16 protein-coding genes and 3 pseudogenes are annotated in these 19,109 nt (G+C 46.8%); 8 read left to right on the top strand and 11 right to left on the bottom strand.

Annotated features, from left to right (window positions below; genetic code table 11):
* Positions 1 to 14: 14 nt before the first annotated feature.
* On the bottom strand, positions 15 to 800 hold the full coding sequence (locus tag UA76_RS13880) for a helix-turn-helix domain-containing protein (RefSeq protein ID WP_047047333.1): 786 nt from the start codon (positions 798 to 800) through the stop codon (positions 15 to 17).
* Between the two features lie 406 nt (positions 801 to 1,206).
* Between UA76_RS13880 and UA76_RS13875 the strand changes: the two genes are divergently transcribed.
* The 5 genes and pseudogenes from UA76_RS13875 to UA76_RS13860 all read left to right on the top strand — a co-directional run bounded on the left by UA76_RS13875 (position 1,207) and on the right by UA76_RS13860 (position 6,392).
* On the top strand, positions 1,207 to 2,235 hold the full coding sequence (locus tag UA76_RS13875; RefSeq protein WP_420340921.1) for a substrate-binding domain-containing protein: 1,029 nt from the start codon (positions 1,207 to 1,209) through the stop codon (positions 2,233 to 2,235).
* 19 nt (positions 2,236 to 2,254) lie between these two features.
* Positions 2,255 to 3,406 (top strand): sugar ABC transporter ATP-binding protein, encoded by a 1,152-nt coding sequence (locus UA76_RS13870; RefSeq protein ID WP_272946025.1) that lies wholly within the window; start codon positions 2,255 to 2,257, stop codon positions 3,404 to 3,406.
* Complete coding sequence (locus UA76_RS25230; RefSeq protein ID WP_272946024.1) at positions 3,373 to 3,732, top strand: ATP-binding cassette domain-containing protein; 360 nt, start codon at positions 3,373 to 3,375, stop codon at positions 3,730 to 3,732. The genes UA76_RS13870 and UA76_RS25230 overlap by 34 nt, the downstream gene beginning before the upstream one ends.
* Positions 3,733 to 3,746: 14 nt before the next feature.
* Positions 3,747 to 4,724 (top strand): ABC transporter permease, encoded by a 978-nt coding sequence (locus UA76_RS13865; protein ID WP_047047217.1) that lies wholly within the window; start codon positions 3,747 to 3,749, stop codon positions 4,722 to 4,724.
* A gap of 61 nt (positions 4,725 to 4,785) precedes the next feature.
* A pseudogene (locus UA76_RS13860) lies at positions 4,786 to 6,392 on the top strand (glycoside hydrolase family 3 protein).
* 47 nt (positions 6,393 to 6,439) lie between these two features.
* Here the strand turns inward: UA76_RS13860 and UA76_RS13855 are convergent.
* On the bottom strand, positions 6,440 to 7,354 hold the full coding sequence (locus UA76_RS13855; RefSeq protein ID WP_047047216.1) for a LysR family transcriptional regulator: 915 nt from the start codon (positions 7,352 to 7,354) through the stop codon (positions 6,440 to 6,442).
* A 92-nt stretch (positions 7,355 to 7,446) separates the two neighbouring features.
* Here UA76_RS13855 and UA76_RS13850 point away from each other — a divergent pair, with 92 nt between their 5' ends.
* The gene (locus UA76_RS13850) at positions 7,447 to 8,343 is read left to right on the top strand and encodes a DMT family transporter (protein ID WP_047047212.1); all 897 of its coding nucleotides are present in this window, start codon (positions 7,447 to 7,449) and stop codon (positions 8,341 to 8,343) included.
* Positions 8,344 to 8,467: 124 nt separating this feature from the next.
* Positions 8,468 to 9,265, top strand: a complete 798-nt coding sequence (locus UA76_RS13845; protein WP_047047210.1) for a sulfite exporter TauE/SafE family protein — start codon at positions 8,468 to 8,470, stop codon at positions 9,263 to 9,265.
* A gap of 90 nt (positions 9,266 to 9,355) precedes the next feature.
* Here UA76_RS13845 and UA76_RS13840 read toward each other — a convergent pair whose 3' ends face one another.
* The 4 genes and pseudogenes from UA76_RS13840 to UA76_RS13830 form a co-directional block, all read right to left on the bottom strand.
* Positions 9,356 to 10,330, bottom strand: a complete 975-nt coding sequence (locus tag UA76_RS13840; RefSeq protein WP_047047207.1) for a TAXI family TRAP transporter solute-binding subunit — start codon at positions 10,328 to 10,330, stop codon at positions 9,356 to 9,358.
* A gap of 120 nt (positions 10,331 to 10,450) precedes the next feature.
* Positions 10,451 to 11,161, bottom strand: coding sequence for a 3-keto-5-aminohexanoate cleavage protein (locus UA76_RS13835; protein ID WP_420340920.1), 711 nt, complete (start codon positions 11,159 to 11,161; stop codon positions 10,451 to 10,453).
* Positions 11,059 to 11,274 carry a 3-keto-5-aminohexanoate cleavage protein gene (locus UA76_RS25675; protein ID WP_420340919.1) on the bottom strand — a complete coding sequence of 72 codons (216 nt, stop codon included), beginning with the start codon at positions 11,272 to 11,274 and terminating at the stop codon, positions 11,059 to 11,061. Before UA76_RS25675 ends, UA76_RS13835 begins: the two co-directional genes overlap by 103 nt.
* Positions 11,274 to 12,613, bottom strand: a pseudogene (locus tag UA76_RS13830) (aspartate aminotransferase family protein). Before UA76_RS13830 ends, UA76_RS25675 begins: the two are co-directional and overlap by 1 nt.
* Before the next feature lie 303 nt (positions 12,614 to 12,916).
* Here UA76_RS13830 and UA76_RS13825 point away from each other — a divergent pair.
* A complete protein-coding gene (locus tag UA76_RS13825; RefSeq protein ID WP_047047204.1) occupies positions 12,917 to 13,126 on the top strand; it encodes a hypothetical protein in 210 nt (69 codons plus the stop codon).
* Between the two features lie 110 nt (positions 13,127 to 13,236).
* Here the strand turns inward: UA76_RS13825 and UA76_RS13820 are convergent.
* The 5 genes and pseudogenes from UA76_RS13820 to zwf all read right to left on the bottom strand — a co-directional run bounded on the left by UA76_RS13820 (position 13,237) and on the right by zwf (position 19,036).
* Positions 13,237 to 14,573 (bottom strand): annotated as a pseudogene (locus tag UA76_RS13820) (sodium/glutamate symporter).
* Between the two features lie 404 nt (positions 14,574 to 14,977).
* Positions 14,978 to 15,121 (bottom strand): hypothetical protein, encoded by a 144-nt coding sequence (locus tag UA76_RS24115; protein ID WP_202906946.1) that lies wholly within the window; start codon positions 15,119 to 15,121, stop codon positions 14,978 to 14,980.
* 215 nt (positions 15,122 to 15,336) lie between these two features.
* Entirely contained in the window at positions 15,337 to 16,785 is a 1,449-nt protein-coding gene (gene gnd / locus UA76_RS13815) for a decarboxylating NADP(+)-dependent phosphogluconate dehydrogenase (protein WP_047047199.1), read from the bottom strand.
* Positions 16,786 to 16,820: 35 nt separating this feature from the next.
* Complete coding sequence (gene pgl / locus UA76_RS13810) at positions 16,821 to 17,537, bottom strand: 6-phosphogluconolactonase (protein WP_047047196.1); 717 nt, start codon at positions 17,535 to 17,537, stop codon at positions 16,821 to 16,823.
* A complete protein-coding gene (gene zwf, locus UA76_RS13805) occupies positions 17,534 to 19,036 on the bottom strand; it encodes a glucose-6-phosphate dehydrogenase (RefSeq protein ID WP_047047194.1) in 1,503 nt (500 codons plus the stop codon). Before zwf ends, pgl begins: the two co-directional genes overlap by 4 nt.
* Between the last annotated feature and the right edge of the window lie 73 nt (positions 19,037 to 19,109).

The following is a 19,109-nucleotide window of genomic DNA, read 5'->3' as shown; positions in this document are numbered from 1 at the left end:
CTTCTTAACGATGGCTACTGCTCTAAGCTCAATAAGTAGTTTCTCAAGTTCACGCCTCGGTTTTTGATGCCGAGCTTGTTGCGCAGACTGTTACGGTGGTTTTCTACCGTCTTACGCGCCACGTTTAGGTTATTGGCAATCTCTTGGCTCGACATACCGCTGCGAATAAACTCCGCCACTTGCATCTCAGAGGGTGTTAGCACTTCCAATAGTTTCTGGTTCATGCCTTGCTCACCCGAAAGCAAGCTAGTGAGATTGGTTTGAACCAGCTCCAGACATAACTTCAAACTCGGATCGCGAATCTCTTTCAAGCGCAGTTCTACGTCTGGCAACAGCTTAACTCGAATCTGTTCGCGCTGTTCGTCGGTGATAATGCCGCCTTCCGCTTGGCTAATGACATTCAATGACTCAGAGAGATCTTGGATGATTTGATAATCCTTTTCGATCGAACCGAGATTCGCTTCCTGACTTAGCGCCTGGCTAGCTTGAATGTTCAGACAGTAAACGATAGAGCCGTCGGAGGATGGAATAGTCGACATGGTGAACTTTAAGTTGGCCACGGAAAAGTTCACAGCAGTATCGGTATTATCTAGGTAGTGCTTAATATGAGCGATGTTCTCTGGCCCTGCGAGAAAAACGAGATCATCGATACTTTGCAAACTCAAGTTCGCCACAGGATAGTTTGAAGCAATCACTGCTCCTTGCTTATCAAAGGCAATAAAATAGATGTCATGTTGGGCTAATAATTGATGATAAACATCGGTACCGAGTGTCATTTTTTGGTTTAAAGGCTCACTCATGGTGGCCATTTCCTTATTCTTATCTTGTTTCTTCTTTGGGTAAACTTCTTTTGTAGCCATAGTTTACAGGCTCAATAGAGTCACCGTACAGCAGCTTTATAATAATACCTATATTTCACCTATTTGCACCTGTTAATTAGGTGTAGTCATTGTCTAGTAACATACCCAAGTTACCTCATTGTACCCAAAACACCTATGCCGAATGTTCATATAAACAGGCTTGATTGTTTATAAATTGGCCAGAAGTGTGATTGTTATCACCGTGTTAAATTCTATGGGCATGATCCAGATCTCACAAAATACCTACAAAATACCTATATTAATACTCATCTAATACCTAGGAGGGTAAAACATGAGTGGCAAGAACGCATTTTCTAAATTCAGTGGTTTTTGTGCGAGTGCACTGATGCTCGCTTTCAGTGCAAGTAGCTTTGCAGTAACAGAAACCGTTGGACCGAATGGTGAACAAGCAACGGATTACAGTGAGATAACGTTGACTCAAGCTCAGGTTGACCAGGCAAAAGCGCAATCCTTTAAAGCGGCAATTTTAATGCACAGTACGTCTGATTGGTCGAATGCATTGGTTGACGGTGCGAAGGCGGCATTTGCAGATTTGAACGTGGAAGTGGTTGCGGTGACAGACGCTGAATTTGATGCCAACAAGCAGAAAACGGACGTTGAAACCGCGATGGTCATGAACCCAGACATCATTATCTCATTAGTGGTGGATCCTGTTTCTGGCGCAGCGGCCTATCGACCTGCGATTGATCAAGGTGCAGAGCTTGTTTTGATCAGTAATCTGCCGACAGGTTACAAACACGGTGAAGATTACGCGGGCATCGTAACAGATGACTTATATCAAATGGGTAAATTGGCAGCAGATTTGATTGCTGACTCGGTAGGCGGCGAAGGTAAAGCGGGCTTTATCTATCACGAAGCAAACTATTACGTAACAAATCAACGCGACGAAGCGGCACTGGCAAGCCTAGAAAAGTTTTACCCGAATGTTGAGGTAGTGGCGAAGCAAGGTATCGCAAACGCCAACGACGGCGAAGTGATTGCGTCAGCAATGATTACTCAAAACCCAGACATTAAGGTGATTTATGCGCCTTGGGACAGTATTGCTGAAGGGGTTGTGGCTGCCACTCGCGCTGCAGGGCGTAAAGACATCAAAGTGGTGACGATGGATCTTGGCGCGGCGAACGCACTCGATATGGCGAAGAAGCGTAATGTGTCGGGTATTGTGACAGACCTACCTTACGACTTGGGTCAGACGTTAGCCAAAATGGGCACATTGGCAAAACTCGGCGAAGACACACCACCATTCGTGACTGTCGGCGCGAGTGCGGTAACACGCGATAACTTAGCTGAAGCTTGGCAAGATGCACTGCGTCGCCCGGCTCCGAAGTCTGTTCAAAAAGCACTATCAAACTAGTCTGCGAGAGGTGTAATGCATGGACGCAATCAAAGTCACTGCAATTAAGAAGGGGTTTGATGGGACGCCCGTCCTCAAGGGCGTCGACTTCACCCTAAAGCAGGGTGAAGTACATGCTCTGGTTGGTCAAAACGGCGCAGGAAAATCTACCTTGGTGAAGCTTATTAATGGCTTTCACCAACGTGATGGCGGCGAGGTGTGTTTGTTTGGTGAGCCTGTCACCTTTACCTCACCAAAACAAGCGCAAGAAAAAGGCATTGCCATGGTGTATCAAGACTTAAGCTTGGTCCCTGCTTTGAGTGTTGCCGATAACATTTTCCTTAGCCATCGCTCGCAAGGGGCCATGATCTCCAATCGCAAACGCGGCCTTAAGGCACAGCCGCTTCTCGATATGTTAGGGCTTGATGTCGCGCCAGACCAAATTGTTGAAAAGCTCAGCTTGGGTGAACAGCAGTTAGTAGAAATTGCTAAGGCATTGGCGATGGACGCCAAAATTATCGTGCTTGATGAGCCGACGGCGTCACTGTCGAATAATGAGATTAATGATCTGTTTAAGGTCATCAATAAGCTTAAGCAGCAAGGTATCACCATCATTTACATCACACACTATCTTGCTGACATCATGCGTATTTGCGATGCGGTAACGGTACTCAGAGATGGTTATACCGTGTTGGAATGTGCGACGTCTGACACGTCCATCGACCAAATGGTGGAAGCCATGCTGGGCAACAAGCGCGACACACAAATCCGTTGGCAACGTGAAGTCACTAACGAGACGAGTGATGTGCCGCTGCTTGAGCTACGCAATGTGTGTACTAGCAGCTTGCAGGATATCTCTTTGAAGGTCATGCCGGGACAAGTCGTTGGTTTAGCGGGCCTGTTGGGTAGTGGACGAACAGAAATCTTGGAAGCCATCTATGGCCTGACACCACTCTCAAGCGGTGAGGTGTTGGTGAATGGGAAGAGTGTGAACATTCGCTCGCCAAGGCAAGCGATTGAGCAAGGTATCAATATGGTGCCAGAGGAACGCCGTTCCCAAGGTTTAGTGCTTGATTTCTCGGTTTTTGACAATGTACTCATGGCATCATTTGACCGTATTGCGCAATCCAATGTGATCGACACGCAAGCGGGCGAAGCATGGTGGCGGATGCCATTGAAAAACTGGGTGTGAAAACCACGGGGCCGCAACAATCCGTACGCTTCTTATCGGGCGGTAATCAACAAAAGGTGGTGATTGGCAAATGCATGTCGACAGATGCGAAAGTGCTTTTGCTTGATGATCCCACCTTTGGTATCGATATCAATGCAAAATACGAAATCATGAAAATCGTTAACCAGTATGCCGAGCAAGGTCATGGGGTGATTTTTGTGTCGAGCGAATATGCGGAAGTGGGCAGCTTTTGTGATGTGATTTATGTGGTGCACAAAGGACAGATTTCACGCCGTATCGAAGGGCAAATACTCAGTGAAGAGGAACTGCTGGCGGCGGTTCAGTAAGCAAGGAATAGACAATGAATGAAAAAACGCTCACTGCGTCAAAACGTAGCGAAATCCAATGGCGCGATTACATAATTTACTTCGTGTTCGTGGGTATCTTTGTGTTCTTCTCTGTGATGCTCCACGACAAAGGCTTTCTGTCGTCGGTCAACCTGATGAACATTGCAAGGCAAACGGCCACTATTGCCATCATGGCGGTAGGCATGACATTTGTTCTCAGTGCTGCTGAGATTGATCTCTCTTTCGGGGCCACAGTTGCACTGGCCGCGATAGTTTCAGCGTTAACACTGCAAGAGACCGACAGTATTATGCTGGCGGTGTCGGCAGCGCTACTTGTCGGCACCATGATTGGTTTTATTAACGGCATCTTCGTCACGCAAATAGGTATTCCGTCTTTTCTTGTGACACTTGGCACGACAGGGATCATCACGGGTATTGCCCGTTGGTCTACGTCATTACAGTCCATTCCAATCGATAACGACACCTATGCCTTTATCTTTGGTTCTGGCGACATTGGCCCATTCTCAGTGCTTTTTATATGGACACTCATTGTGACCGTAATTGGAGCATTTGTGCTGCGTAACACCACATTTGGTAAGCACGTTTTGGCAACAGGCGGCAACAAAGTCTCGGCGATGTACTCGGGCATTAACGTTAACCGAATCAAACTCTATGTGCTGATGTTGAATGGCTTTTTGGCGGCGTTGGCAGGCATCTTGTACTCCGGCCGATTGTACAGTGCGCGCTATACCTTGGGCGAAAACGACTTAATGCTAGTGATTGCGGCGGTAATCATCGGTGGCACAAGTCTATTCGGGGGTAAAGGTACGGTGGTGGGTTCCGTGATTGGTGCTTTGATCATGGGTATGGTGAACAACGGCCTAGTTCTGATGGGGCTAAATGTGGACCAACAGCTCATCTTACGCGGGATTATTGTGATTGTGGCGGTGACCTTCACTATGGGTCAGATTCGCCAGCTTCGTAAGAAATAATCGATTTTGATACATCCCTTTTAGGGAGGGATGTAGCGTGAAACAATTAAAAGGATGAATTATGGTCACACAACAGCAGGTTCAGGATCAGATAGGGAAGTGGAGTCTAAAAGAAAAGGTCGGGCAGCTATTTATACTCGCCTTTCCGGGCAAAGATGCGGAAATTGCAGAAGCAATGATACGCGACTACAACTTAGGTGGTTGCTACCTAAGCCAAGACAATGCAGAAACCTTTGCCGAAGCCGAGCATTTAAACCGCACCTTGCAACGTATTCTCGATAAAAATCAGCGCCTGCCTTTGCTATCTGGCGTTGACCAGGAAGGCGCATGGGGGTGTTAGTTGGCGAATCGACAACGGGGCCGGGTAACTTGGCGCTAGGGGTTGCGGATCAAACTCAGTCGACGTCTGCCATGTACGAGGTGTTTGGCAATGAAATGCGCTCAGCAGGATTCAACTGCATCTTAGGGCCATGCTGTGACGTAAACTTGAATCCGGCTTCCCCGATCATAGACACTCGTTCGTTTGGTGATATGCCAGATAAAGTGAGTGCTCACGCGGCGGCAGCGGTAAGAGGTTTGGCGAGCAGTTCGATTATCTCATGTGCCAAGCACTTCCCAGGGCACGGTGATACCCACGGAGATACTCACCGCGATATTCCGAGAGTCGACAAGTCGTATGAAGAGCTCAAGGAGAACGATCTTGCGCCATTCCAAGCGGCGGTCGATGCTGGTGTTGATTTGATCATGACTAGCCATATTTTGTATCCGCAAATTGATCCAAACGCGCCGGCAACATTGTCTCGTGCCATATTGCAGCATGTGCTTCGTGACAACATGGGCTTTGACGGGATCATCATCTCAGACAGTATGAACATGGGTGCGATTCAAAATCATTACACGCCTGTTGATGCGGCGGTTCAAGCGATGAAAGCCGGTATCACCATGATTATGTTGTCTGAAGAGCATTACGATCACAGCGATGCTTATTTGGATAAGCAGTTAGCAATGATTCATGGACTTGTGTCTGCGGTAGAAGATGGTTCGTTGGATGAGAAGATCATTGATGATGCATTAGAACGTGTCGTGCGCTTTAAGCTTGAGAAACTCGTGCCAATGTCACTTTATGAGCCGTTGAACATCGCAGCTAATACGCAAGTGGCTCGTAACGCTGCATTAAGCGGTGTCACTTGGATTCGTGGTGGTGTGGATTTGAATGAGAAGAAAATCTACTTATTAAACGTTACGCCTCATCAAAGCTATCATAACTTGATGAATCCCCGTGGGATTGGGCCAAACCAAGCCGTCGCGGCTTTTGATGTCTTGAAGAAAGAACTGGAACAGCAGCATTCTCAGATTGAGTTTGTCACGATGGACACTTTACCTTCGACGGATGATGGCGTGCTTGTTGTGGTGACAGAGAATCATCCTCTGCCAGGGGAAGATTTCGATCAGGTACTGGCCAAGCAACGAGTCAGTGAACTGAGCCGCGATTATCCTGAGTTGGTGGTTGTCGCGCTTCGTAGCCCATACGACCTGCTGGAGTTTTCTGACGTGAAGCATTACTTGTGCGCACACTCACCAAGGCCTGAAAGTGCGCAAGCGGCGGTGTCGGTTCTACTAGGGAAAGAGGCTGCGGCGAGAGGTCAGGCGGTTTGTAGGGTAGAGTAAGAAAGTCTGTGAGAGAGATTAAGACCAGCCACTAGGCTGGTCTTTTTTTATCGGTTTGCCAGTTGTACTTTGCAGTGTTGGACAAAGGCTTTGATTTGCGCAGGGACATATTTGGACTGAAGATATTGCGCGACGACTTGGCCTTGGAATTTGCCAGTAAGCTTCCACTCTTTTAGCACCTGCATCAGTTCACCATTGTTAATTCGATCTTCAACGCAAAAGCTTGGGAAGGGCGCAATGCCCATGTGCCTTGCTACTGCTTCACGTCTTATTTCAGTATGGTTTACTGCCAGTGGCCCAGAGACGGTCACTGTCGACTGTTGCTGGCCTTTGTGGAACTGCCAAACCTTGTCTTTCTGCTCTTCACTGAGTGAAATACACGCGTGGTCAAGTAGGTCGTTAGGGTGTGTCGGTGTGCCTTTTTCTGATAAGTATCGCGGAGTGGCGCAAAGCAACAAATCAACGTCAAACAGCTTGATGGCGACTAATCCTTCGATGGGGGTCGGCGTGATATGAATCAGTACGTCCACTTCATGGCTGAACGGATCGATAATGTGGTCGATGGCTTTGAGTTCCACTTCTACATTCGGCGTTTGCTCGATGAAATCTAGAATAATGGGTGCGAGCACCTGTTTAGCCAAAGCTTTAGGGGCCGCAACACGAATGGTTCCTGATAGATCTTGTTGCTGCGATTGCGCCGCTTTAACCGCCAGCTGTGCAGACTCCATCATTTGCACGCTTATCGCATAGACTTCATTACCCGTCGATGTGAGTTGGATTTTACGCGTCGTCCTGTCCAATAGCTTGACGTTAAGCGCTTTTTCCAGTTTGGCTAAGGTTCGGCTTACCGATGAAGGCGCAATTCCTAGCTTGTTCGCGCAAGCAGAAAAGCTGTTTTCTTCAACAATGGTCACGAAGGTCGCGAGATCGGGCAGTAATGGTAAAAGCTTATTGATGTCCACAGTGCAATAGTCCTTTGCATTTATGGGTATTGTTGTTTTTAGGTTACTAATAGATAGTGATGATTGCAATTCATGATCGACAGGGAGGTCGCATGTCATCACAAAGCGTTTCATTACCACGTAAGTTACCAATAACCGAGGGATTACTGTTACTGGTTGCGATTGTCTGGGGCACCAGTTATGGCGTCACAAAGTCAGCATTGTTCTTTGTTTCTATTCCGCTTTTCTTATCATTACGTTTCTTTTCAACCTTTGTTTGTTTGATACCCGCCCTCATCAGTGATTATCGAAACGGCAATGTGGGGGAGTGGTGGAAGGCCTTACCGACGGGCGCAATTCTGGCGGGTATTTTTAGCTGTGAAGTGATAGGTGTGTCTCTTACCAGCGCATCGAATGCTGCTTTCTTGATCAGCTTGTCGATGATATTCACTGCAGTGTTTGAACGGGTTATCAATCAATCTAAACCGTCGCCTGTGTTGATGACATTGAGTGTGGGTTGTTTGATTGGTGTGGGCATGCTGACATGGCAAGAGAACCGCATTGATATTAATGTCGGAGATGGGTTCATTTTGCTAGCGGCGGTTTTGCGCGGCATTATGGTAACGACGACTAAACGTTTCACAGAGGGCAGCGAGATATCCACCTTGGCGGTCACCGCGATTCAATCGTTTGTCGTGGGTTGGTTGGCTTTCATTGCATTTATTGCGATTTCGCCATTGAGTAATTGGGAACTCCCAAGCGAAGTCGATTTCTGGTTGATGTTGGGTTACTTGGTGGTATTTTGCACTTTGTTCGCGTTTGCGGTGCAGAACTTCGCGGTCAGGCGCTTATCACCGACTAAAGTATCGATGCTAATGGGCAGTGAGCCTTTATTCGGAGCCTTATTTGCCGCTTGGTGGTTGCAAGAGTCGATGACTTTGATTCAGATCCTTGGTGGGGCCTTGATCTGCTTCTGTGTGGTCAAGCTAATGCTGTCTCCAAAGGCGTAAGAAAAATCTCTCATTACTGGTAATTTGGACTCAACATCTTCTAGCGCTTTAGTCGCATTTACATCATTGGTTAACCCAAGTATCGTGTAAACAATATGTTAAAAAGGCTGTGGGTGGTGAGTCGATGGAGTGGATGCTGCTATTTTTCGCGGGTGTTGCCGGTGGGGTCATCAATTCTGTGGCAGGAGGCGGAAGCTTTATTACCTTTCCTGCGTTAATGTGGGTGGGAGTGCCACCTATTGCAGCTAATGCCACCAATACCTTCGCAGCGTGCGCAGGCTACCTAAGTGGCAGCTATGGATTTCGAAAAGAGATTGCCCAGCACTCAGATAAGTTGTGGCATATCCTGATTTTTAGCTTTATTGGTGGTGGGTTAGGAGCCTATCTGCTGTTGAACACCTCTGAAGAACTTTTCATCGAAGCCATTCCTTGGCTGCTGCTTTTTGCGACTGTCCTGTTTGTGTTTGGCCAAAAGATCAATCAATCAATTTCGGCCATCAACGGTCGGTTGGGCATTGGAAATAGCGCAGTGGGGCGTGGCGCGGCCTTTGTTCTATCTGGCTTATTATTGGTGAGTGTGTCTGCCTATGGCGGCTTTTTTAATGCTGGGTTAGGGATAATCGTGCTGAGTTACCTAGTTTTGGTGGGTTACACCAACATTAACGCCATGAACGGGCTTAAGCTGCTGATCTCATCCGCAGTATCTCTCACGGCAATTAGTATCTTTGTGGTTAACGACTCTATTGATTGGCCGCGTGGTTTAGCGGTGTTGCTCGGTACTTTAGTGGGTGGTTACCTTGCGGCGAGAGTATCCCGTGTATTGCCTCAGTACGTTGTCAGACACTTTGTCACCGCATCAAGCGCTGCGATTACTCTATACTTCTTTTACGATGTTTACTGGCGTCCAGCAGCAATCGTCTAGAGCAGGATTTTAAGTGAAAAGAAAAGCGCTTACCAAGGTAAGCGCTTTTGCTTTAGGATTGTTTCACTAAGTAATTACCCAAGAGGGTATTTACTTAAGAAGGCCTACTTCACGGTAGTACTTCTCAGCACCTGGGTGAAGTGGTGCTGAAAGGCCATCTTTCACCATCTCTTCTTTTTTCAGGTTCGCGAAAGCAGGGTGTAGACGACGGAAGTCATCGAAGTTTTCAAATACTGCTTTCACAATGTTGTACACCACGTCTTCTGGCACGGCTGTTGAAGATACAAACGTTGCGCCAACACCAAACGTTGCAGTATCTGCTTCGTTACCACGGTACATGCCGCCAGGTACGTTTGCGATACGGTAGAAGCTGTTATCCGCAACTAGCTTGTCTACTTGCTTACCAGCCACTGACACAACTACGCTGTCACAAGAAGTCGTTGCTTCCTTGATTGCGCCACTTGGGTGACCAACGGTGTAGATCATGGCATCGATTTTGTTGTCACAGAGTGCTTTTGATTGCTCTGATGCTTTAAGCTCAGAAACCAGTTTGAAGTCGCTGTTGGTCCAACCATACTCGCCCATCAACACTTCCATTGTGCCGCGTTGGCCAGAGCCAGGGTTACCAATATTGACGCGCTTACCTTTTAGGTCTTCAAACGTTTTGATGCCTGCATCTGCGCGCGCCACTACCGTGAACGGTTCTGGGTGAACAGAGAATACAGCGCGAAGGTCTTTAAACTCACCTTTATCTTCGAACTTGCTTGTACCGTTGTAAGCGTGGTACTGCCAGTCAGATTGTGCAATACCAAGGTCAAGTTCACCAGCGCGAATGGTGTTGATGTTGTAGATTGAGCCGCCAGTACTTTCGACCGAACAGCGGATGTTGTGTTCACTGCGTGACTTGTTGACTAGGCGACAAATTGCGCCACCTGTTGGGTAGTAAACCCCTGTGACACCCCCTGTGCCAATCGTGACAAATCGGTCTTGAGCTACCGCAGTGCCTGCCGCACCAAGTAATAGAGTTGCAGTGGTAGCGGTGACAAATGACTTAAGTCGCTTCATGGTATTTCCTTATGTTGAGGTTAGTACAGTGACGAAAACCTGAGCTGTTTATTGATTGGGGTGTGTTGACCTTTCGCGGTTAAATTTTCCACAAAGAACTGTAAAAATCAGCTCGAAAGTTCAACACTCCTTAATAATGGCCCTGAATGCGTTTGCGTCATAAGTTCCAATGTTGAGCATTGATAGTGTATTTTTCAGTTGTTTCACTTGCTGAGCATTACCTTTGGCAGGTCGGCCGAATATATCCAAATGGTTGTTTTCAAACCCGATTCGAACGTCCCCTCCCAAGAGTGCTGCTGCAGTCAAACAGTGTAACTCGCGAGGTCCAAAGGCGCATACCGCCCAACGGCACTTAACCTGTTGCAAAGTTGGGAAAAAAGGTAACAAGTCAGTTGGATTGGACAATAATTGCTCGCTGTATCTTCCTAAGACTAGCAAAAGATGATGATTTTGCGTTGGAAGTATCTGATTTTCTATAAGATCTATGTAGCGTTTTAGATCATCAACGGAATAAACGATGTATTGAGCCGTGATGTTTTCTTCTTTAACCCACGCAAAGAAGTCGCGTGCGATAGGGCGATCATGGTCCGATGGAATCAACTCTTTGATTGCAAAAGAAGCTGCTTCGGGCTTTACCGCTTTTATGAGGGCCATTTGCTGTTGAGGTGAATATTTTCCGACGGCCTCAGTGGTGAGTTGAATCACGATGTCATCACCTACACGCTGTCTTACCTCGTGGTAGGTTCGTAGGTTATCTTCAATCTCAAGCGAATGAGCCCCAACGCATCCCGAGCGTGCAAGTGAACCATAGTCGCTCCCTCTAACCGGCACTCATCCACGGTTTGAGCAATCTCTGTCGGTGTAATTGGTAGAGCACCGTGGGTTTGTTTCGACTTAGTGGCTCCGTTGGGTGCAACAATAATTCCTATTTTAGCGTGGTTCATTAGTGATCATCTCCAAGATGTCTCATCACGCTTTGCAGGCTAGCATTGAGCTTGTCGACAATCTCATCACACTGCGCATCTTCCAAGATAAAGGGCGGGGCTAGCAGAATGTGATTGCCTTGCTTACCATCAATCGTGCCACCCATAGGATAAATCATCAGCCTTCATCCATGGCGGCCGATTTGATCAACTTAGCGATTGGAACGTCGGCAGAGTGTGGGATTTTGGTTTGCTTATCTGCAACAATCTCAATACCTAGGAATAGCCCGCGTCCCCGAATTTCACCAATGTAGTTTTGATGCCCTAATGTCCCTTGAAGTTTAGAGTGTAAAGCATCGCCAAGTATTGAAACTCTCTCGAGCAGATTGTGTTCCATGATGTAGGTAATAGTCGCAAGCCCTGCAGCGCAAGCCATTGGGTGGCCCATAAAGGTGTGACCATGCTGAAAGAAGCCACTGCCCTGTGAGATAGCATCGAATATTTCGCTGCTCACGACTGTTGCGCCAATGGGTTGGTAGCCAGCCCCTAAACCTTTGGCTATGGTCACGATATCAGGGGTAATGTCTTCGTGCTCAAAGGCATAAAATCGCCCGCTACGTCCCGCACCACACATCACTTCATCTAATATCAACAGTACATCGTATCGGGAGCAGATCTCGCGAATTTTCTTGAAGTAGCCTTGGGTGGGAACCACAGCACCAGAAGTTGCACCGACAATCGGTTCGGCGACGAAGGCCATCACATTCTCTGGCCCCATTTGTAAGATGGTATCTTCTAAAGTTTGCGCACAGCGGTCAGAGTATGCTTCGTCTGTTTCGTTGTTTTGTTTGAATCGATAAGGGTAGCAAGGTTCTATATGGTTAGAGGCCGCCATGATGGCTTTGAACGGCTCTCTACGCCAATGGTTGCCACCAACAGACAGCGCCCCAAGGGTATTACCGTGGTAACTCTGATGACGAGCAATAAATTGAGTTTTGCTGGTTTTACCTTGTTCAAGATAGTACTGCCTTGCCATCTTTAACGCTGCTTCGACCGCTTCGGAACCACCACTGGAAAAGTAAACGTGAGTTAGGGAACTGGGCGCAAGTTCGATAAGCTTTTCCGCTAAGTCTTCACTGGCTTGGTTGGTAAAAAAACCGGTGTGGGCGTATGGAATGTCATTCATCTGCTTCTGGATGGCTTGCTTTACTTGTTCATTGTCGTGTCCAAGGTTAGACACAGCGGCTCCACCACAGGCATCGAAGTATTTTTTGCCGCGGGTATCATAAAGATATGCGCCATGTCCGTGAGAGATGATAGGGAGTGAAGCGTGGCAATGACGATGAAAAACATGGGACATAGCAGTAACCTTTAAGCCTTGTATTCTTGGAGAATAGTTCAGCTTTTTAAGCTTGCCAGTCGATTTGTACTCGTGTTTCAAGTTGGAGTCACATTTGTTGGAATTGGTGATAAAAAGAACAACTTCGGCAGTCTGGTGAACAAAATATAAACAAATGTCAGAAATCTAAAACGTTCTAAAATCAACGTGATCCCGTAGAGTAAACCATCCAACCCTTGATGAAAAAAACACCAAATTTTGGCACCATGAACTTAGACAAAAAGCCTAGACATAGTAAACAATGTGACAGGTAAGGAGGGTACTATGACTGCGTCTAATAAGTTCACTTCTCGAAAGCTCGGCCGCGTAATGTCAGGAAGCAGAATGACGGCATTCATCGCCTGTATGTTAGCCATCTTTGCTTGGATCATGTCCATGCCTGCTCTGTTCACTGTCTCTGTAGGAGGCTTGATTGTGACAGGCATTGTTTACTTAAAGAATCGACTCTTCCCCAACAAAAGAGAAGCGATATAGGATACTTGGCACACAGGATGTGATTCGCCAATAAAAGAAATCGCCGACAAAAAGCCGCTCATATGAGCGGCTTTTTTATGTTGCGTGTGCTTGTTGAGTGTTTAATTGGGCTACTGTGTTGCCGTTTTGCCAATACGGGTAAAAACGAAGCGCCAAATGAACAGCACAACAGCAATGTAGCTCAATCCTGCTGCGAGCGCGTGCCAGTGCATACCGTGATACATAGCCAGTGGCATTAGCGAGATAATGAAAATGTCAGTAATCGAACCGGGAACATAAGCGATGGCGTAGTCATCGAGAACTTTGCTGCGCATGTTTGGATCGACGATGCGAAGTAAAGCGATACCCATTGCAACCGTGCCGGTTAACCAACCCCATGAGAAAATACCTTTTTCAAACCAGTTGTCGCCCATGATGCGTGGTGCGACCCAAAGGACTAGCCATAGGGTGAACAATACACCACCAAAGGCCAATACAATCATCGGGGCAAGGTACGCGGCAAGCACAGTGATTTTGATGGATGAGATGCCAAAGATGATCAGATAATCCGTACTCATACCAGCAGCATGATTAAAAGCGACGTCACAAAGGTACTCAGAAGCTTTGGTTTGTTTAGCGATAATTCGCACTAACATACCGCCTAAAAAGCCTGTAACGAAGGTTGGGATTTGCACTTGGTCATGAAACGATGACAAATAGCCCGCAGAGACATACGAAAACGCAGTGACAATAACGACAAGGGCAGCATGGATAGCGAACGCATCGACAGATAGCGACGACATCGTGTCTTTCATTACTGCTTGCTGCTGCTTTGGCTTAATTAGACCTTTACGCTGAAACTCATCCATATTGTTGAAGCTGGTAAAGGTTTTTATCCAACCCATTTTCAATGCGACTTGAAGGATCAGCATACCAATCGAAATTGATAAGAAGATGCCGACCGTAGCGAAGGTCAAACTGATCGAAAATGCATCTTCCCAGCCTAACGAACTAAAGATGTCACCGACGACCGCGGAGGTGCCATGACCCCCATGAAACCAGCAGACATGGTAACGCCTAGCGCACCACTCACTTCTGGCCAAAATAGGGTAGTAATCACTAGGCCAAACATAGCAGCGAACAACCATTGAGAAACGGATGCGATTTGGTTGAATGCCCACATTGAACCTGCGCGAGTGGCCACGGTTTTGGGTGATGGAACATCTGTCGCTAAGCCAAGTGCAGAGAAAAGGGCAGCAGTAAGGATACCTGCGTTGGCTGTGAACGTATCTGTCCATGGAAGTACATCTAACATAGCAGGGCCAAGTGCGAGACCGAATAAGCCTGCTAACACGGCGGAGGGGATGTAGATTTTCTGCAGCAGTGTAATACGCACGCGCAGTAGCTTGGCGAAAATGAGCAGAGCACCTGCAATTGCCAAGTCAGATAGCATTAAACCTTGAGGCATAATGTCTCCTATTGTCTGTCTAACACAGGGTTAGAAGGTTAACCTTCCATAGATAGAATTGGTGCCGTCCGTAGGACCGAAGCAAATAGCGAACGCCAATGTTGGGCGTGAAAGATGGCAGGTAAGCTGAATGTCAGCTAAGAAGTATTCGATGTGAACTGAAGGCTACAGCATCTAAAATGCATTAAGTTTCATTAAAAGTATCGAATTAGGGTAATTTGCCTAGGTTCTATTTGCAAAGCCGAGGAGTCTACGGCTTTGGACCTGATTGTGCAAATCAATATCGAATGTCTTTGATGATATTTTGTGATAATTACTGATCTAGAGCAAAGTGAGCACATTTGGCTATTTTTACCCCGATAAAAAACCGCCTTTCGACGGTTTTTAAACGTTGAAACTTGGCGTTACTGCAAGCCGCCTTGTTTCTGAGCCTGTTTAACTAGTTGCTGACGTTGAGTTTCTTGTGCTGACTTTTCAGAAGCTAACTTCTGAATGGCCTCATCTTCTATCTCGTTTGGGACGAATATAAAGCGCTTATTAATGGTCATAACAAAACCTCAATCAATTAGTAGGTAATGACACGATAACGAAGAGATTGATAATGCAACTCCCCCATGTCGAATAAATTATAGGATGAGATTAGAGGTTGATCACAAAACACTTCTACGCCTTTTTGGTTAAAGCTCAAATAAAAAAGCCAAGTCATAAAAAATGACTTGGCCTTAACATTTTGTTTTACTTGGTTATTTAATGCAGATGAACATTAAACGTCGTAAGTAGTAGATGCAGTGTCGCCGCCTGTACCCGTCCAGTTAGTGTGGAAGAACTCACCACGTGGACGATCAGTACGCTCATAAGTGTGAGCACCGAAGTAGTCACGTTGAGCTTGAAGTAGGTTCGCTGGCAGACGGGCTGTTGTGTAGCCGTCTAGGAACGAAAGTGCAGAGATAGTACAAGGCATTGGGATGCCTGCTTCTAGCGACTTAGCTGCAACCTTACGCCATGCGCTTAGGCTGTTTTGTAGGATGCCTTTGAAGTAGTCATCTGAACCAAGGAATGCGATGTCTGGGTTCGCTTCGTACGCATCACGGATGTTGCCTAGGAATGCAGAGCGGATGATACAACCACCGCGCCACATTAGTGCAACGTTACCGTAGTTTAGGTCCCAACCATTCTCGTTTGATGCTTCGCGCATTAGCATGAAGCCTTGAGCGTAAGAGATGATCTTAGACGCTAGAAGAGCCTGACGAAGAGCCTCAACCCACTCTTGCTTGTCGCCTTCAACTGGCGTGATAGTCTTGCCAAATAGCGATTCAGCTTCAACACGCTGGTCTTTAAGCGCAGATAGACAACGTGAGAATACAGACTCAGAGATAAGCGTTAGAGGAATACCTAGGTCAAGCGCGTTGATACCTGTCCATTTACCCGTACCTTTTTGGCCAGCTGTGTCTAGAATTTTTTCAACTAGAGGCTCACCATCTTCATCTTTGTAGCCAAGGATGTCTGCTGTGATTTCAACAAGGTAGCTGTCTAGTTCTGTTTTGTTCCAGTCAGCGAATACTGCTTGCATTTCGTCTGCAGACATACCAAGACCATCTTTCATGAACTGGTATGCTTCAGTGATTAGCTGCATGTCACCGTATTCGATGCCGTTGTGAACCATCTTAACGAAGTGGCCAGCACCGTCGTTACCAACCCAATCACAACAAGGCTCGCCAGCGTCAGTTTTTGCTGAGATACCTTGGAAGATAGGCTTAACTGCTTCCCAAGCTTCCGCAGAACCGCCAGGCATGATTGAAGGACCGAAACGCGCACCTTCTTCACCACCAGATACACCAGTACCGATGAAGTGAATGCCTTTTTCACGACAATGTGCAACGCGACGGTTCGTATCTGGGTAGTTAGTGTTACCACCGTCGATAATGATGTCGCCTTCGTCTAGAAGTGGGATTAGGTTGTCGATGAATGCATCAACAACAGCACCCGCGCGAACCATTAGCATCACTTTACGTGGCGCTTCTAGCTTCTCTACTAGCTCTTCTAGTGAGTAAGCACCAACAATGTTTGTGCCTTTTGCTGGGCCTTCAAGGAATTCATCTACCTTCGCAGCAGTACGGTTGTGAGCCACTACTTTAAAGCCGTGGTCGTTCATGTTTAGGATAAGGTTTTGACCCATTACTGCTAGGCCAATTACACCGATATCACCTTTCATTGTTTCTCTCCAATTTTCCTATTTGGACGCTCGCATTACGCGATTTTTGCTGCTGCGTCAGAATCTAAGTACCACTCCGTTTCACCAGTTTTAGACTGGATTTTCGCCGCCGGATAAGGCAGATCATTAGCAGGAGTCGTATGAATTTCGTGAACGATTTCAACTTTACCCGCGCCAAGCACTAGGTAGCTGATACGTTTAGCGGCTTCCAAAACTTTTGCAGTTTTAGAAACGCGAATTTGGCCTGATTCAGGATGAGATGCCAAAACAGATAGGTTCTCATCTTGATAGTTTGTTTGCCCTGGGAATAGGGAAGCGGTATGACCGTCTGCGCCAACACCCAATAAAATCCAATCGAAAACAGGCGTGCCATTTTCTGTTGGGATGACGTCTGCCATCTCTTTTGCAAAGCGCTCAGCTTCTGCTTTAGGCTCATTTTCACCTAGGATGCGGTGGATGTTCTCCGCAGGCAGGTTTACTTTGCTAAACAGCAAAGCATTCGCTTCGCCGTAGTTACTTTCTGCATCGTCCGGTGCTACGCAGCGCTCATCACCCCACCAAAAGTGGAGGTTGTTCCACTGAATAGTTGAAGCGTAAGCATCGGTTGCAAGTAGCTTAAACAGCATCTTAGGTGTGCTGCCACCAGAAAGTGAAATATGAACAGGGCGGCCTTGTTCGCTAAACGCTTTCATGTCGTTCGCTAGGCTTTCTACTACCTGTTCAGCGGTTTGAAAAATCTTATGATTGATCATAGTTCGCAGTAGTCCGTATCGGTTAGGTTCTTACATGGGAAGCGCCAAGCGCGGTCACTGCGTTGCAGTAGATCGTCTGCCTCTTTCGGGCCCCATGTACCACATGCATAGCCAAACAATGCTTGTGGATCTTGTTTAAAGTCGAGAATTGGTTGAACGTATTTCCAGCAAGCTTCAACCGCATCGCTACGTGCAAACAGAGTAGCATCACCGTTTAGAGCATCAAGTAAAAGTCGCTCATAAGCCGTAAGCATTTGTGTCTCTTGCAATGACGCGTAGTGGAAGTTCATTTTCACTTCTTTTGCGTGGAAACCTGCCCCTGGTTCCTTCAAGCCAAAGCTCATTTGAATCCCTTCGTCTGGTTGGATTCGAATGATAAGTTTGTTCTCTGGTGCATCTTGACCAAATACTGGGTGCGGCGTGCGTTTGAAGTGAATAACCACTTCCGTTACACGAGTTGGTAGACGTTTACCAGTACGCACGTAGAATGGTACGCCGTTCCAACGCCAGTTGTTGATGTAAGCTTTCAGGCCGATGTACGTTTCTGTACGAGAATCATCGGCAACGCCGTTTTCTTCGCGGTAGCCTACAAGGTGCTGACCACGAACGTCCGATGCTGTGTATTGACCCAGAACCAAGTCGTTACGCAGTGATTCTTCGTCTAAAGGCTTCAGACATTGCAGAACTTTAACAACCTCATCACGCATAGAATCCGCGTTGATTTGTGCTGGTGGCTCCATACCAACCATCGCCAATACTTGCAGTAGGTGGTTTTGGAACATGTCACGAACCGCACCAGAGCCATCGTAGTAGCCACCACGTTCTTCAACACCGAGGAACTCAGCACCTGTGATTTCAACGTAATCGATGAAGTTGCGGTTCCATAGCGGCTCAAACATCGCGTTAGAGAAACGGAATACCAGAAGGTTTTGAACCGTTTCTTTACCGAGGTAGTGGTCGATACGGTAGATTTGATGTTCTTGGAAATGCTCGTGGATCTCTTTATCTAGCTTTTGAGCTGATTCAAGATCGTAACCAAAGGGTTTTTCGATGATGAGGCGTTTCCAACCGTTTGATTCGTCGTTCAAACCATGCTCAGCAAGGCTTGCAGGAATCACGCTGTATAGGCTCGGTGGTGTTGCCAAATAGAATAGGGTGTTTTGCTGCTCGAACTGGTACTTGTCGGCCAGTTCATCAAGGCGAGTTACGAGCTTTGCGTAGTCTTGGCTATCAGAAGTATTGATTGCTTGATAGTGCAAGTGTTCTACAAACGCGTTGAGTGTATCAGGTTCCGTCTTTTCCATTTCCTGAAGTGAGCGCTTTAGTTTTTCGCGGTAAGACTCATCGCTGTATTCTGTGCGGCTAACACCTAGAATGGTGAAAGTTTTTGGCAGTTGATTGCTCGCATATAAGTGGTAGAGAGCAGGAATCAACTTACGATAAGTTAAGTCTCCGGAAGCACCAAAAATAACGATGCTACTATTTTCAGGTATTACCATCTTCTTTCCTTTAAGAACGCGGCAGTTAGTCTAAATACACGTTAACAACGAAAATCCATTATAGATAATAGGC

It is taken from the genome of Vibrio mexicanus, assembly GCF_001012815.1.
Classification (GTDB): Bacteria; Pseudomonadota; Gammaproteobacteria; order Enterobacterales; family Vibrionaceae; genus Vibrio; species Vibrio mexicanus.
This window is presented reverse-complemented; position numbering and strand designations above follow the sequence as displayed.

Bases quoted from the DNA above. Each gene is read 5' to 3' on its own strand.
- zwf (WP_047047194.1), bottom strand. From the start codon at position 19,036: ATGGTAATACCTGAAAATAGTAGCATCGTTATTTTTGGTGCTTCCGGA.
- UA76_RS24115 (WP_202906946.1), bottom strand. From the start codon at position 15,121: ATGACCATTAATAAGCGCTTTATATTCGTCCCAAACGAGATAGAAGAT.
- gnd (WP_047047199.1), bottom strand. From the start codon at position 16,785: ATGAAAGGTGATATCGGTGTAATTGGCCTAGCAGTAATGGGTCAAAAC.
- UA76_RS13850 (WP_047047212.1), top strand. From the start codon at position 7,447: ATGTCATCACAAAGCGTTTCATTACCACGTAAGTTACCAATAACCGAG.
- pgl (WP_047047196.1), bottom strand. From the start codon at position 17,537: ATGATCAATCATAAGATTTTTCAAACCGCTGAACAGGTAGTAGAAAGC.
- UA76_RS13870 (WP_272946025.1), top strand. From the start codon at position 2,255: ATGGACGCAATCAAAGTCACTGCAATTAAGAAGGGGTTTGATGGGACG.
- UA76_RS13865 (WP_047047217.1), top strand. From the start codon at position 3,747: ATGAATGAAAAAACGCTCACTGCGTCAAAACGTAGCGAAATCCAATGG.
- UA76_RS13825 (WP_047047204.1), top strand. From the start codon at position 12,917: ATGACTGCGTCTAATAAGTTCACTTCTCGAAAGCTCGGCCGCGTAATG.
- UA76_RS13845 (WP_047047210.1), top strand. From the start codon at position 8,468: ATGGAGTGGATGCTGCTATTTTTCGCGGGTGTTGCCGGTGGGGTCATC.
- UA76_RS13880 (WP_047047333.1), bottom strand. From the start codon at position 800: ATGAGTGAGCCTTTAAACCAAAAAATGACACTCGGTACCGATGTTTAT.
- UA76_RS25675 (WP_420340919.1), bottom strand. From the start codon at position 11,274: ATGAACCACGCTAAAATAGGAATTATTGTTGCACCCAACGGAGCCACT.
- UA76_RS13875 (WP_420340921.1), top strand. From the start codon at position 1,207: ATGCTCGCTTTCAGTGCAAGTAGCTTTGCAGTAACAGAAACCGTTGGA.
- UA76_RS25230 (WP_272946024.1), top strand. From the start codon at position 3,373: ATGGTGGCGGATGCCATTGAAAAACTGGGTGTGAAAACCACGGGGCCG.
- UA76_RS13840 (WP_047047207.1), bottom strand. From the start codon at position 10,330: ATGAAGCGACTTAAGTCATTTGTCACCGCTACCACTGCAACTCTATTA.